The sequence below is a fragment of the Streptomyces pratensis genome, assembly GCF_016804005.1.
GTDB lineage: Bacteria > Actinomycetota > Actinomycetes > Streptomycetales > Streptomycetaceae > Streptomyces > Streptomyces pratensis_A.
The window spans coordinates 2,011,962-2,025,888 of record NZ_CP051486.1 but is presented as its reverse complement, the minus strand read 5'-3'; the positions used below and the strand labels follow the sequence as shown (position 1 = coordinate 2,025,888).

Annotated in this window: 11 protein-coding genes; 4 read left to right on the top strand and 7 right to left on the bottom strand. The window is 70.0% G+C overall.

The window, feature by feature from the left end:
• Positions 1 to 65 precede the first annotated feature (65 nt).
• Entirely contained in the window at positions 66 to 1,130 is a 1,065-nt protein-coding gene (locus HED23_RS08985; protein ID WP_203182877.1) for a CobW family GTP-binding protein, read from the bottom strand.
• Between the two features lie 20 nt (positions 1,131 to 1,150).
• A complete protein-coding gene (locus HED23_RS08980) occupies positions 1,151 to 2,350 on the bottom strand; it encodes a citrate synthase/methylcitrate synthase (RefSeq protein ID WP_238441883.1) in 1,200 nt (399 codons plus the stop codon).
• 169 nt (positions 2,351 to 2,519) lie between these two features.
• On the opposite strand from HED23_RS08980, the gene HED23_RS08975 reads away from it, so the two are divergent.
• Positions 2,520 to 3,827, top strand: coding sequence for a citrate/2-methylcitrate synthase (locus tag HED23_RS08975; RefSeq protein ID WP_203182876.1), 1,308 nt, complete (start codon positions 2,520 to 2,522; stop codon positions 3,825 to 3,827).
• Between the two features lie 60 nt (positions 3,828 to 3,887).
• Here HED23_RS08975 and HED23_RS08970 read toward each other — a convergent pair whose 3' ends face one another.
• Entirely contained in the window at positions 3,888 to 4,895 is a 1,008-nt protein-coding gene (locus tag HED23_RS08970) for a LacI family DNA-binding transcriptional regulator (RefSeq protein WP_203182875.1), read from the bottom strand.
• A gap of 466 nt (positions 4,896 to 5,361) precedes the next feature.
• Between HED23_RS08970 and HED23_RS08960 the strand changes: the two genes are divergently transcribed.
• Both HED23_RS08960 and HED23_RS08955 read left to right on the top strand, forming a co-directional pair.
• On the top strand, positions 5,362 to 7,119 hold the full coding sequence (locus tag HED23_RS08960) for an ATP-binding protein (RefSeq protein ID WP_203182874.1): 1,758 nt from the start codon (positions 5,362 to 5,364) through the stop codon (positions 7,117 to 7,119).
• Positions 7,116 to 7,793 carry a DUF7342 family protein gene (locus HED23_RS08955; RefSeq protein ID WP_203182873.1) on the top strand — a complete coding sequence of 226 codons (678 nt, stop codon included), beginning with the start codon at positions 7,116 to 7,118 and terminating at the stop codon, positions 7,791 to 7,793. The genes HED23_RS08960 and HED23_RS08955 overlap by 4 nt, the downstream gene beginning before the upstream one ends.
• Before the next feature lie 24 nt (positions 7,794 to 7,817).
• Here the strand turns inward: HED23_RS08955 and HED23_RS08950 are convergent, their stop codons facing one another.
• The 3 genes from HED23_RS08950 to HED23_RS08940 form a co-directional block, all read right to left on the bottom strand.
• The gene (locus HED23_RS08950) at positions 7,818 to 9,410 is read right to left on the bottom strand and encodes a cation acetate symporter (protein ID WP_238441882.1); all 1,593 of its coding nucleotides are present in this window, start codon (positions 9,408 to 9,410) and stop codon (positions 7,818 to 7,820) included.
• Positions 9,407 to 9,880, bottom strand: coding sequence for a DUF485 domain-containing protein (locus tag HED23_RS08945; RefSeq protein ID WP_203182872.1), 474 nt, complete (start codon positions 9,878 to 9,880; stop codon positions 9,407 to 9,409). The genes HED23_RS08950 and HED23_RS08945 overlap by 4 nt, the downstream gene beginning before the upstream one ends.
• Before the next feature lie 283 nt (positions 9,881 to 10,163).
• Positions 10,164 to 12,290 (bottom strand): DNA gyrase/topoisomerase IV subunit B, encoded by a 2,127-nt coding sequence (locus HED23_RS08940; RefSeq protein ID WP_203182871.1) that lies wholly within the window; start codon positions 12,288 to 12,290, stop codon positions 10,164 to 10,166.
• 432 nt (positions 12,291 to 12,722) lie between these two features.
• Between HED23_RS08940 and HED23_RS08935 the strand changes: the two genes are divergently transcribed.
• Positions 12,723 to 12,956: a DUF7455 domain-containing protein gene (locus HED23_RS08935; RefSeq protein ID WP_014153643.1), complete on the top strand. Its 234-nt coding sequence runs from the start codon at positions 12,723 to 12,725 to the stop codon at positions 12,954 to 12,956.
• A 128-nt stretch (positions 12,957 to 13,084) separates the two neighbouring features.
• Here the strand turns inward: HED23_RS08935 and HED23_RS08930 are convergent, their stop codons facing one another.
• Positions 13,085 to 13,915 carry a S1 family peptidase gene (locus HED23_RS08930; RefSeq protein WP_203182870.1) on the bottom strand — a complete coding sequence of 277 codons (831 nt, stop codon included), beginning with the start codon at positions 13,913 to 13,915 and terminating at the stop codon, positions 13,085 to 13,087.
• Positions 13,916 to 13,927: the final 12 nt, after the last annotated feature.

Sequence of the window (13,927 nt, the reverse complement as noted above, 5' to 3'; positions counted from 1 at the left end):
CTCGTCCGGAGCAGGCCGGCTCAGCAGTTGTGAGCCGGCCTGCTCCGGACGAGAGGCCGGGGACCTCAGGCCTCGCCGCCGTCCGGCTGCTGCACGTAGCGCAGGACGCCCCACATGCTGCGCTCCAGCTCCTCGGTGGCGTCCTGCCAGGCGTCCTGGCAGTCCACCAGCCCCTTGTGCAGCGCCTCGGCGTCGATGCCGGAGCCGATCAGCACCAGCTGTGTCCGCCGCTGTTCACCGCGGGCCCAGCGCTGCGGTACGAAGCGCAGGAAGTTGCCGACGGCGTGCAGGGCGTACCGGTTTCCGGGGTCACCCGCACCGAAGTCGGCGAAGCCCTTGATCCGGTAGAGGCCCGCGGGCCTGGAGTCGAGGAACTCCATGAAGCGGCGGGGGTCGAGCGGCACGTCGGCGGTGAAGGAGACGCTCTCGTACGCCGCGTGCAGATGGCCGTCGTGCGCACGGTCGGCCTCGGGGAGCAGGTCCTCGAACGTCAGCTGACGGAAGGAGTCGTCCTCGTCCCGCCGGAGCACGGGGTCGAAGAGGAGCTCCGGGTCGATCCTTCCGTACGCGGCGCAGATGACCGCCGCCCTGCTGCCCGCGGTGGCGACCGCCTCCCGCACCGTCCGCAGTGCCGTGTCCGCGACGCGGTCGGTCTTGTTCAGGACGATCAGGTCGGCGACCGCCAGATGGCGGTCGATCTCGGGGTGACGTTCCCGCGTGGCGGGGAACTCGGCGGCGTCGACGACCTCGACCAGTCCCCCGTACCGGATGCGCGGGTTGTCGCTGGCCAGCAGCATTTTCACGAGCTCCTGCGGCTCGGCGAGACCGCTCGCCTCGATGACGATCACGTCGAGCCGCGCCGCGGGCCCGGTAAGCGTCTCCAGATAGGTGTCGAGCTCGCTCGCGTCCACTGCGCAGCACAGACAGCCGTTGCCCAGCGAGACCGTGGAACCGACCTGTCCCGCGACGGTCATGGCGTCGATCTCGATGGACCCGAAGTCGTTGACGACGACGCCGATCCGGTTGCCCGCCCTGTTGCGGAGCAGATGGTTGAGCAGTGTCGTCTTGCCGGATCCGAGGAACCCCGCCAGGACGACGACCGGGATCTGCGGGACGGGGGGCGGGGTCAACGGGGCCTTCCTCGGGTCGGTCAGCGTGCGGGTACGGGGGACGGTGGCGGGGGCCCGACGTAGCGGGCCGCCGGGCGGATGATCTTCGAGTCCTCCGCCTGTTCCAGGATATTGGCGCTCCAGCCGACCATGCGCGCGGCGCAGAAGGTGGGGGTGAACATCTCGCGGGGCAGTCCGCACAGCTCCATGACGACCCCGGCGTAGAACTCCACGTTCGCGTGCAGCTCGCGCCCCGGCTTGAGCTCGGCGAGGATCGCCTCCACCTGGCGTTCCACCTCGACGGCGAGGTCGACGAGCGGACCGCCGAAGCTCTGGGCGACCGAGCGGAGCATCCGCGAGCGGGGGTCCTCGGTGCGGTAGACGGGGTGCCCGAATCCCATGATCCGTTCCCCCGCGAGGACGCGTTCGCGGATCCAGCCGTCGATCCGGTCCGGGGTGCCGATGGCGTCCAGGGTGTCCAGCGCGCGGCTGGGCGCGCCGCCGTGCAGGGGTCCGGAGAGCGCGCCGACCGCTCCGACGAGGCAGGCGGCGATGTCGGCGCCGGTGGAGGCGATCACACGTGCGGTGAAGGTCGAGGCGTTGAAGCCGTGGTCGACGGTGGAGACGAGGTATCGCTCGACGGCCGCGGCCCGTGCGGCGTCCGGCTCCTCACCGGTGAGCATGTACAGGTAATTCGCGGCGAACGGGAGATCGTCGCGTGGTTCGACCGGCTCCAGGCCCTGGCCGAGTCGGTACAGGGAGGTCAGCACGGTGGGGACCGCGGCGCACACGGCGAGCGCGTCCTCGCGGCGGCGGTCGGCGCCGATGTCGTACACGGGCCGGAACCCGGCCGAGGATCCGAGCAGCGACAGCGCGGTACGCAGTCCGGCGAGCGGCCCGGAGACCAAGCCCGCACGGGCGATGGCGGGCAGCGCCTCCCGCACGTCGCGGGGCAGTCCGCGCAGTCCGGCGGTGCGGGCGGCGAAGCCCGCGCTCGCTGCCCGGCCGGGCAGCTCGCCGTGGAACATCAGGTACCAGACGTCCTCGAAGCTGCGGCTCTGCGCCAGCTCGATCGCCGAGTACTGCCGGTAGTGGTAGAAGCCCTCGCGTCCACGTACATCGCCGAGGGCGGTGTCGGTGACGATGACACCGGCGAGTCCACGGGGCACTTCGAGCGGGGCGGTTTCCGGATGCGGGGCGGTTTCCGACGGCGAGGCGGTTTCCGAAAATGAGGCGGGCATGGCAGGTCTCTCCTCCACCGATGGGCGATGGGCGATGGGCGATGGGCGATGGGCCCACTATTGATTCAACTGTTCATGGTTGACCGAGTGGCTGTCAATATTGACTGAATCAACGTGAAATTCCACTGGAGGTGATCCGGCATCCATGGATATGGATACGGTTGGCGCCATGACGCATGACTCGGCACACGGAACCGGAACGCGGGGCGCGGAAGCCGAACGGCCGGCGGAGGCGCCCAGGCTCACCACCGCGGAGGCGGCCGAACGGCTGGGGGTGAAGCCCGAGACCGTGTACGCGTATGTGAGCCGGGGGCAACTCGCCAGCAGGCGCACCCCCGGCGGACGCGGCAGTACGTTCGACGCCGCCGAGGTCGATGCCCTGGTGCGCCGAACCGGACGCAGGGAGCCCTCGCCGTCCGCCTCCGGCGATCTGGTCTTCCGCACCGGCATCACGCTCATCGCCCCGGACCGCTACTTCTTCCGTGGCGTCGACGCGACCGAGCTCGCCCGCCGCCACGGCTACGAGGAGGTCGCCGAGTGGCTGTGGACCGGTGAGCTCCGCCCGGGCATCCGCTTCCTCGCGGCGCCCGAGCCCCTCGCGGCGGCACGGCGGACCGCTGCGACGCTCCCACGGCACAGCAGCTCGACGGACCGGCTCCGGGCAGCCGTCGCCGCAGCCGCGTCTGCCGACCCACTGCGGTTCGACCTCTCCCCCGAGGGGGTGCTCAACAGCGCTCGCAATCTGATCCCCACCCTGGTGGGCGCACTGCCTGCGCTCGGGAAGCCGGGCGTCGCAGGCGGCTCCCTCGCCGCCGAGCTCTGGCCGAAGCTTTCCGCGCTGCCGGCGGACACGGCGTCGCTGGCCGTGCTCGACGCGGCGCTCGTGCTGCTGACGGATCACGATCTGGCGGCATCGACCCTGGCGGCCCGGGTCGCCGCGTCGACCAGGGCACACCCGTACGCCGTGGTCTCCGCGGGCCTGGGCGTACTGGAAGGGCCGCTGCACGGCGCCGCCAGTGGGCAGGCACACCGCATGCTGTGCGAAGTCGTGGACCGGGGAGGCGCGGCCCCGGTCGTCGCTGACCACCTGCGTGAAGGCCGGCGGGTGCCCGGGCTCGGCCACCGTCTCTACAAGGGGGAGGATCCGCGGGCGGGTGTGCTGTTCGCACTGCTGGACGAGATGCCGAACGCGGCTCCGGCGATGGCGGCGGCCCGTGACGTGGTCGCCACAACCGCTCGCCACTCGGCCCTGCACGCCAACATCGACCTGGCCCTGGCCGCCTTCTCCGTCGCGTGCGGTATGCCCGCCGAGACCGGCGAGACGGTCTTCGCCGTGGCCCGCACGGCGGGGTGGATCGCCCACGCGATGGAGGAATACGCGGAACAGCCGCTGCGCATGCGGCCCAGCGGGCAGTACAGCGGTCCGCGCCCGCCGCAGCCGCTGCCCGCGCCGGAGGCGCCTGCCCCGCAGGCATGACCGGTGCGAGGGCCCGACCGCGCAAATTAACTACAGCCGACAGAAAATCTCACCGGCCCTCTACCGGGGCGGGCGGGCCGTTGATCCGCGAACGACCAGTTCGGGCTCGAAGAGAAGTTCGTCGGACGGTACCGTGCGCCCGCCGATCTGCACCGAGAGCAGTTCGACCGCGGCCCTTCCCATGGCTTCGATCGGCTGGCGCACCGTGGTCAGCGGCGGCTCGGTGCAGTTCATGAACGCCGAGTCGTCGTAGCCGACGACGGAGACGTCCCCGGGCACCGACAGACCGCGACGGCGCGCCGCGCGCACCGCCCCCAGTGCCAGCGGGTCACTGGCACAGATGATGCCGGTGATCCCCTGGTCGAGCAGCCGCATGGCGGCGGCCTGGCCGCCCTCCAGCGAGAACATGGCCCTGGCCACACACTCGTCGGGCACGGTCGTCCCCGACCGGGCCGCCAGCGCGCGGGCGGCGGTGAGCTTGCGCTGAGAGGGCATGTGATCGGCCGGGCCGAGGACGAACCCGATCCGCTCGTGGCCGAGCGAGACGAGATGACGCCAGGCCTGCTCGACAGCCACCGAGTCGTCGCACGAGACCGCGGGGAATCCGAGGTGGGCTATGGCGGCGTTGATCAGGACGACGGGGATCTTGCGGTCGGCGAGCACCTTGTAGTGGTCGTGGGGGGCGTCGGCCTGGGCGTACAGCCCACCGGCGAACACGACGCCGGAAACCTGCTGCTGCAGGAGGAGCTCGACGTAGTCGGCCTCGGAGACCCCGCCCTTGGTCTGCGTGCAGAGCACCGGGGTAAGTCCCTGCTGGGCGAGCGCGCCCCCGACCACCTCGGCGAAGGCCGGGAAGATGGGATTCTGCAGCTCGGGCAGGACCAGCCCGACCAGTCGGGCGCGCTCACCGCGCAGCTGCGTCGGACGCTCGTAGCCGAGCACGTCCAGAGCGGAGAGGACGGCCTGCCGCGTGGCGTCGGAGACGCCCGGCTTGCCGTTCAGCACGCGGCTGACCGTGGCCTCGCTGACTCCTACTTTCTGGGCAACCTGAGCAAGTCGTCGCGTCATGAACGCAAGATTAGCGCAAGAAACGCAAGAAGATTGCGTCCAGACGGATCCTCATAGAACGCTCACAGATGGACGGCGGGGAGGCAAGAGCCTGAATCGCTCGGCAGTTCACACCGTCCACGGCACTGCGCATCGATCCACGCGATCCACGCAGTCCATCCCGTCCACGCTGTCCGTCCTGACCGTCCTGTCCGCACCGTCCACGCGGTCCGTCCCGACCGTTCTGTCCGCGCCGTCCATTCCGTCCGCGTGTTGAGCGCCGCCCGCCCTGGCCTCGCCGTCCGCACCACCCGCCTCGACCGCACCCCCGTCCCGACCGCGCCGGGCGCGCCGTCCGTCCTGGCCTCGCCGTCCGGGCCGTGCACGCAGCTGCGCACGCCGTCCACGAGTGATCGCCGGCTGTCGGGCGAGCCCCCGGGCGGGCGGAGATTTCGGTAAGCACGGTTTGCCCTCTACCGTTCGTACGATGAGCGCCCCACCGACCACCCCACGGGGACCGCGCCGGTTCGGCCGGCCGAAGCGGGTCTTCTCGCAGGTCCTGCTGATGCAGCTGGCCATCATCACCGGCGTCACGGTCCTCGTCACGGGCCTTTTCCTGGCACCGCTCAGTGCCCAGCTCGACGACCAGGCGATGCGCCGGGCCCTGGCCATCGCACAGAGCACGGCCGCACAGCCGCAGATCGCCACCTCGCTGCTCACCACCGAGCCGCGCACGGACGGTGCCGTCCAGACCGCCGCGGAACGGATCAGGCGGGCGACCGGTGCCGAATACGTCGTGATCATGGACAAACAGGGGGTGCGCTGGTCGCACACCGACACCTCCCGCATCGGCGATGTCGTCTCAACCGATCCCAGCACGGCGCTCGCGGGCCGGTCCGTGATGGAGATCGACAGCGGCACGCTGGGCCGTTCGGCCCGTGGCAAGGTACCGCTGCTCGACGGATCGGACCGGGTCGTCGGTGCGGTTTCGGTCGGCATCGCGTACGACAGTGTCCGCGCCCGGCTGCTCGCCGCGATCCCCGGACTGCTCGCCTATGCGGGCGGGGCACTCGCCGTGGGAGCGCTGGCCGCCTATCTGATCTCCCGCCGTCTCCAGCGGCAGACCCATGACCTGGCGTTCTCCGACATCTCGGCACTGCTGACCGAGCGTGAGGCGATGCTGCACAGCATCCGGGAGGGGGTCGTCGCACTCGACCGCACGGGACGCATCAGGCTCATGAACGACGAGGCCCAGCGGCTGCTCGGCGTCGGTCCCGGTGCCGCCGGCAAGCAGCTCGACGAGGCACTGGGCGAAGGCCGGACCACCGACGTGCTGGCCGGGCGGGTGGCCGGCGAAGACCTGGTGACGGTACGCGGCAGCCGGGTGCTGCTCGCCAACCGGATGCCGACTGACGACGGCGGGGCCGTGGCCACGCTGCGCGACCGTACGGAGGTGGAGTATCTGGGCCGCGAACTCGACTCGACGCGCGGCCTGATCGACGCGCTCCGCGCGCAGGACCATGAGCATGCGAACCGCCTGCACACACTCCTGGGGCTGCTGGAACTGGAGATGCACGAGGAAGCGGTGGAGTTCGTCACGGAGGTCGTCGGCGTCCACCGGGCGACGGCCGAGCAGGTCACCGAGAAGGTCCACGACCCTCTGCTCGCGTCGCTCCTGGTGGGCAAGACAACGGTGGCGGCAGAACGTGGTGTGGCTCTGCGTATGGCCCCGGAGACGCTGCTGCCGGACCGTCTGGTGGACCCGCGAGGGCTCGTCACGGTCCTGGGCAATCTGGTCGACAACGCGCTGGACGCGGCCGCGGGATCGGCCGACTCACGCATCGAGGTCGGGCTCCGGGCGGAGGGCCGTACGGTGGTACTGCGGGTGCACGACAGCGGTCCCGGCGTACCTGCCGGTGACCACGAATCCATCTTCATGGAGGGCTGGTCGACCAAGGAACTCCCGGCCCACGGAAAGCGTGGCCTGGGCCTGCCGCTCGTACGGCGCCTCGCCGAACGGCAGGGTGGCAGTGTGGCCGTGGCGGGCTCCCCGGAAGGCGGGGCGGTGTTCACCGTCGTTCTGCCGGAGGCCCTGGACCAACCGGAGCGACCGGGTTCCCCGGGTCCGGGCGCAGAGGAACGGCCGGACATCCCCGACCCGGGCGGGGCGAACCCGCCGGACGCCCCGGCCCCGGGCCGTCCGTCGGCTCCCGTACGGCCCACGATGTCAGGAGACGCCCCGTGATCGAGGTTCTGGTCGTCGACGACGACGTACGGGTCGCTCGGATCAACGCCGCGTACGTCTCGAAGGTGCCCGGATTCCGGGTTGCAGCCACGGCCCACTCGGCAGCCGAGGCACTCGCCAGGATCGAGGAGGTACCCGTCGATCTGATCCTGCTCGACCACTATCTGCCTGACCGCAACGGCCTCGCCGTGGTGCGGGAACTGCGGGGACGTGGCCGTCACACCGATGTGATCATGGTGACGGCCGCGCGCGATGTCGCGACCGTTCAGGCGGCGATGCGCCACGGAGCGCTTCAGTACCTGGTGAAACCGTTCGCGTTCGCCGGGCTGCGCACCAAGCTGGAGGCGTACGCGGCGCTGCGCCGTACCTTCGAGGGCGGTGGGGAGGCCGAGCAGACGGAGGTGGACCGGCTGTTCGGGGCCCTGTGGGCCACGGGCGGATCCGACCTCCCCAAGGGGCATTCGACGACGACCGCGGAACTGGTCCGTCAGGCCCTGCGCTCGGCCGACGGACCGCTCTCAGCGCAGGAGATCGCGGAGAGCGCCGGAATGAGCCGGCAAACCGCCCAGCGCTATCTGAAGCTGCTGGAACGCACGGGCCGGGTACGGCTGTCCCTCAAGTACGGCGAGACCGGCCGTCCTGAACACCGGTACACCTGGGCCTCCGGCTCCTGAAGCGGCGGCCCCGCTGCCGCACGCCTACGCCGCCCCCGCCCCGGTGAGCGACCGGACCTCCGTCTCCGCGTGCTTGGCCGGGTCGGGCGGCTCGGGCGATGTGACCGTGCCGATCCAGCCGGCCAGGAAACCGGCCGGGATCGACACCAGCCCGGGGTTCTCCAGGGGGAAGAGCGCGAGGTCCACGCCGGGGAAGAGCGACGTGGGGCTTCCCGAGACGACCGGCGAGAGCAGGACGAGCAGGACGGCGGGCAGCAGTCCGCCGTAGACGGCCCAGACCGCTCCCCGTGTGGTGAAGTTCCGCCAGAACAGCGAGTAGAGCAGCGCCGGGAGGTTGGCCGAGGCCGCGACCGCGAAGGCCAGCCCCACCAGGAACGCGACGTTCAGATTCTGGGCGAGGAGACCGAGCCCGATGGCCACCACCCCGATGCCCGCCGCGGCCACCCGTGCGACACCGACCTCGCTCCGCTGCTTGCCACCCGGACGCCGGAACGAGGCGTAGAGGTCGTGGGCGACGGAGGCCGAGGAGGCAAGGGTGATCCCGGCGACGACGGCAAGGATCGTGGCGAAGGCGATGGCGGCGACGACCGCGAAGAGCACCGTTCCGCCCGTGGAGCCCTCGCCACCTCCCAGGACGAGCGCCAGGAGCGGCACAGCCGTGTTCCCCGAGGCATTCGACGCCCGGACATCGGCGGAGCCGACGAGGGCGGCCGCCCCGAACCCGAGCACGATGGTCATCAGGTAGAAGCTGCCGATCAGCCCGATGGACCAGACGACGCTGCGCCGGGCCGCGCGGGCGGTGGGCACCGTGTAGAAGCGCGACAGGATGTGCGGCAGGCCTGCGGTGCCGAGAACGAGCGCGAGTCCGAGGCTGATGAAGTCGAATCGCGCCGTCCAGCTGCCGCCGTACCTCAGCCCGGGTGAGAGGAAGTCGGTGCCCTTGCCGCTGCGTTCCGCCGCGGACGTGAGCAGGGCGTTGATGTCGCCGTGGAAGCGGACGAGGACGAGGACGGTGAGCGCGACGGCACCGGCCATCAGCAGGACCGCCTTGACGATCTGGATCCAGGTCGTGGCGCGCATCCCGCCGAGCGACACGTAGATCACCATGAGCGCTCCGACCCCGACCACGGTCCACGACCTGGCGGTGTCGCTCGTACCACCGAGCAGCAGCGCGACGAGGCTCCCCGCACCGACCATCTGGGCCACCAGGTAGAGCACCGAGACGGTGACGGACGAGGTGCCCAGCGCTGTGCGCACCGGACGCTCGGCCATGCGGGCGGCGACCACGTCGGCGAGCGTGAACCGCCCGCAGTTGCGGACGAGTTCGGCGACCAGAAGCAGGACCACGAGCCAGGCCACGAGGAATCCGACGGAGTAGAGCATGCCGTCGTAGCCGAAGAGTGCGATCAGACCCGAGATGCCCAGGAACGACGCCGCGGACATGTAGTCACCGGCGATGGCGAATCCGTTCTCCATGGGTGAGAACAGCCGTCCGCCCGCGTAGAACTCCTCGGCGGAGCCCTGCCTGTTGCGGCTGACCCAGGTGGTGATCCCGAGCGTCACGGCGACGAACACGCTGAACAACAGGAGCGCCAGTGTCTGGTGGTCCCCTCTCACCGGCCGGCCCCTCTTGTCATCTCCTGTGTCTCCCAGCGCAGTTCCAGCGCATCGCGGTCGCGGTGCAGGCGCGCGTGGCGGGCGTAGGCCCAGGTGAGCAGAAAGGTGGTGAGGAATTGACCGAGGCCGGCCAGCATGGCGACGTTGAGGGCGCCGACGACCGGACGCGCCATCAGGTCGTGGGCTGTGGTGGCCACGATGACGTAGGCGAGGTACCAGAGCATGAAGAGAGCCGCGGCGGGGGCCACGAACCGCCTGTAGCGCCGCCGCACTTCGCGGAACGCGGGACTCCTCTGCACTTCCAGGTAGATCTCGGCCGCGCTGTGGCGGTACTGCTCCACCGGCACGGACCGCTCGTCGGCCGCGATGGCCCGCGCACCGTCCGGCACGCCCCACCCACTGTCCGGCGCCTCGTACCACGGGTCGTCGATCCGCATCGCTGCGGCGCCCGGCCCTGCTTCCTTCTCCACCGACAACTCCCTTGTCCACGCGCCTTTTCGGCCGCGTAGCCAAGAATGGGCAGACCGGGAAGATCCCGGGCACTTCATTCGCCGTGCTTCACCATTTCAGGTGACGGAAGTGCCGGTCGGGCTTGCGAGCCCCGGCCGCACGCATAGCGCACGGCCTCTGCCCTCGGCCTCCGAGAGGCACGGGGAGCGGTGCTCCCGACGCCACGCAGGCGCGTCGGTCACGGGCTCGGCCCCGGGGCCGGCCGTGGGTGGAGAAAGGTTCTCCACCCACGGGTGGAGAGCGTCAGACGTCGATGCGAGAGCGGTCCAGGGTGGCGGCGGAGCTGGTGATGAACTCCTTGCGGGGGGCGACCTCGTTGCCCATCAGCAGGTCGAAGACCTGCTCGGAGGATTCCAGGTCGCCGATGTTGATCCGGCGCAGAGTCCGGTGGCGCGGGTCCATCGTGGTCTCCGCCAGCTGGTCCGCGTCCATCTCGCCGAGGCCCTTGTACCGCTGGATCGAGTCCTTGAACCGGACGTTCTTCCTCTGCAGTTCCAGAAGGGTCTGCCGGAGCTCGTTGTCGGAGTAGGTGTAGATGTACTTGTCCTGGCCCTTCTTGGGCTGGACCAGCTCGATCCGGTGCAGCGGCGGCACGGCCGCGAAGACCCGCCCGGCCTCGACCATCGGCCGCATGTAGCGCTGGAAGAGCGTGAGCAGCAGGGTGCGGATGTGCGAACCGTCGACGTCGGCGTCCGTCATCATGATGACCTTGCCGTACCGCGCGGCGTCGATGTCGAAGGTGCGTCCGGAGCCGGCTCCTATGACCTGGATGATGGCCCCGCACTCGGCGTTCTTGAGCATGTCCGAGACGGACGACTTCTGAACGTTGAGGATCTTCCCGCGGATCGGGAGCAGTGCCTGGAATTCACTGTTGCGGGCCAGCTTCGCGGTGCCGAGGGCCGAGTCGCCCTCCACGATGAAGAGCTCGCTCCGCTCCACGTCGTCACTCCGGCAGTCGGCCAGTTTCGCCGGCAGCGAGGAGGACTCGAGCGCGGTCTTGCGGCGCTGTGCGTCCTTGTGCTGCCGGGCCGCGATCCGGGTGCGGGCGGCGGCGACGGCCTTGTCCAGCACGGCCCTGGCCTGAGCCTTCGCATCACGCTTCGTGGACGTCAGGAACGCCTTGAGCTCCTTGGCGACCACGTTGGCCACGATCCGGTTGGCCGCCGAGGTGCCCAGCACCTCCTTGGTCTGCCCTTCGAACTGCGGCTCCGCGAGCCGCACGGTGATGACCGCGGTCAGGCCCTCCAGGGCGTCGTCCTTGACGACGTCGTCCTCGGCGACGCGCAGCAGCTTGGCTGAACGCAGGACCTCGTTCACCGTCTTCGTGAGCGAACGCTCGAAGCCGGTGACATGGGTGCCGCCCTTGGGGGTGGCGATGATGTTGACGAAGGACTTGAGGTTGGTGTCGTAGCCGGTGCCCCAGCGCAGAGCGATGTCGACTCCCAGCTCACGCGTGACCTCGGTCGCCGTCATGTGCCCGCGGTCGTCCAGGACCGGCACGGTCTCCTTGAAGCTTCCCGTTCCGGTCAGGCGCTGAACGTCGCAGACGGCCTTGTCCTGCGCCAGGTACTCGCAGAACTCGCTGATTCCGCCGTCGAAGCGGAAGGTCTCCTCCGTCTTGCCCTCGCCGTCGATGCCCCGCTCGTCGCGTACGACGATGGTGAGGCCGGGCACGAGGAAGGCCGTCTGGCGTGCCCGCTGGTACAGCGTCTCCAGGTTGAGCTTCGCGTCCTTGAGGAAGATCTGCCGGTCCGCCCAGTACCGCACCCGGGTACCGGTCCGCGTCTTCGGGACCCGCTTGCCCTTGCGGAGGCCGTTGGCCGGATCGAAGGGGCTGTCCGGCCCCTGCTCGGTGAACATGCCCGGGACACCACGCCGGAAGCTGATGGAGTGGGTCGCGCTGTTGCGGTCGACCTCGACGTCCAGCCTGGCCGAGAGCGCGTTCACGACCGAGGCGCCGACACCGTGCAGGCCGCCCGAGGCCGCGTACGACCCACCGCCGAACTTTCCTCCGGCGTGCAGCTTGGTCATGACGACCTCGATGCCGGAGAGCCCGGTCTTCGGCTCCACGTCGACCGGAATACCCCGGCCGTTGTCACGGACCTCGACGGAGGCGTCGTCGTGGAGGATGACCTCGATGGTGTCGCAGTACCCCCCGAGGGCCTCGTCGACCGAGTTGTCGATGATCTCCCAGAGGCAGTGCATGAGTCCACGGCTGTCCGTGGACCCGATGTACATCCCGGGACGCTTACGGACGGCTTCGAGCCCCTCGAGGACGAGAAGGTGCCGCGCGGTGTAGTTGGAGCTGTCCCTGTCTGAGCCGCCTGCTCCGGTCAGCAGCGCAGTGGACGGCACGGAATCGGCGGTCACGCGGTTCGCTCCTCGCTGAATTTCATTTGGGGCCCAGTGGGTAACGGGCTCGGCCTCGGTGGCCGCTGAGAGCCTACCGAGGCCTGGTAGAGCGGTTGTAACGCCACCCAGGGGGAATCCTTATGCTAGTCCAGCCTCGCATACACGTTCGATCATTCGTTGGAGTGACGTGCACATCACGTTCCCTTCGAGGCATGAACCATTTAGGCTCCGGGCACGTCCTCATGAACAACCGGCAAGCCAGCCGGCGGACCGGCCCCCGCAAGCAACGCGAAACCGTAGCGCTACGCAATACGGCACATTCGCCGCCAACCGGCAACAGACAGCCATCCTGAGAAGAAGTTTCGAAGAAATGCCACGAGCGGGAACGTTTTCGGCCTGGTTGGATGTTGACCCTGGTACGACAGCTCGTCGAGCTAGAGAAGAGGCGACGTGACTACTGTTCTGACCCCCGCGAGCCCGCTGACCGCAGCAGACCGCTGTGACCGTTGCGGCGCCCAGGCATATCTGCGCGTCGTCCTGATCAGCGGCGGTGAACTGCTCTTCTGTGCCCACCACGGGCGCAAGTTCGAGCCGGAACTCAAGAAGATCGCCGCGGAAATACAGGATGAGACAGATCGGCTCACTGCCGTGCAGGCCAGTGCCGCCGACGAGGAACAACACTGACACCTCGCATCCACGACGAGCCATGGGTACGGTCCAGGACCGGCCGACGGGCGGCCTCCCCCTCGGGGAAAGCCGCCCGTTCTCGTACCTCCGGACGCGAGTGCGCGTACGTGTGTGTTGCGCGGCGGTCAGCTCCGGCCTTCCATCCACCGGATCGCCGAGGATATGCGGGTGTACACGCCGGGGCTGCCCGGGCTGCCGCAGCCGCTGCCCCAGGAGACGAGCCCCACGAGGCGCCCACGGGCCACCAGCGGGCCTCCGCTGTCGCCCTGGCACGCATCCCGCCCGCCCGCGGTGTCACCGGCGCAGAGCATCGATGAGGCGTCGTACGCGCCCTGTGTGCCGCCCGGGTACGCCCGGACGCAGTCGTCGTCCGGCAGCACCTGCACCGTGGCGGCGCGCAGCCCTGACGCGTACGCGCCGTATCCCGTGGTGTCTCCCCAGCCGTACACCGTCGCGGCGGTCCCCGGTTCGTAGGCCGCGCTCCCGGCTCCGGCCATCGGGATGACGCTGCTCTGCGGCAGCGCCCGGTCGAGGGTGAGGACCGCGAGGTCGCCGGCATTCGTGCCCGGGTCGTAATCCGGGTTCACCCACGTGGAGCGCACGGGGATCTCCTGGCCACCGGGCCCGCTCAGCTCGTCACGTCCGGCGATGATCCGCAGGTCCCGGACCTCCGGGACCGCGGCCCCCAGAACGTCCTCCCGCAGGCAGTGTGCTGCTGTGAGCACCTCGGTGGGCGCGATCGCCACTCCGCCGCAGAACTGGCCCGCGCGGGTTCCCCCGAACCGGTCACGGCTCGACAGGGCCACGGTCCAGGGGCTGTCCGCGACGGCCACAGGCCTCCCGCCGACGATGATGCTGTCCGCCGCCGCGGGGGGCGGAGGACCGAGCGGTATCACCGCAGCCGCGAGAGCAAGGGCGAAGGCGGTGGGAAGGGCACGGACGGGAACGCGGGGCATGGAGGCTCCTGA

What these genes read in the sequence shown, in the direction of transcription:
- HED23_RS08980 (WP_238441883.1), bottom strand. Translation starts at nt 2,350, where the DNA reads ATGCCCGCCTCATTTTCGGAAACCGCCTCGCCGTCGGAAACCGCCCCG.
- HED23_RS08930 (WP_203182870.1), bottom strand. Translation starts at nt 13,915, where the DNA reads ATGCCCCGCGTTCCCGTCCGTGCCCTTCCCACCGCCTTCGCCCTTGCT.
- HED23_RS08960 (WP_203182874.1), top strand. Translation starts at nt 5,362, where the DNA reads ATGAGCGCCCCACCGACCACCCCACGGGGACCGCGCCGGTTCGGCCGG.
- HED23_RS08970 (WP_203182875.1), bottom strand. Translation starts at nt 4,895, where the DNA reads ATGACGCGACGACTTGCTCAGGTTGCCCAGAAAGTAGGAGTCAGCGAG.
- HED23_RS08975 (WP_203182876.1), top strand. Translation starts at nt 2,520, where the DNA reads ATGACGCATGACTCGGCACACGGAACCGGAACGCGGGGCGCGGAAGCC.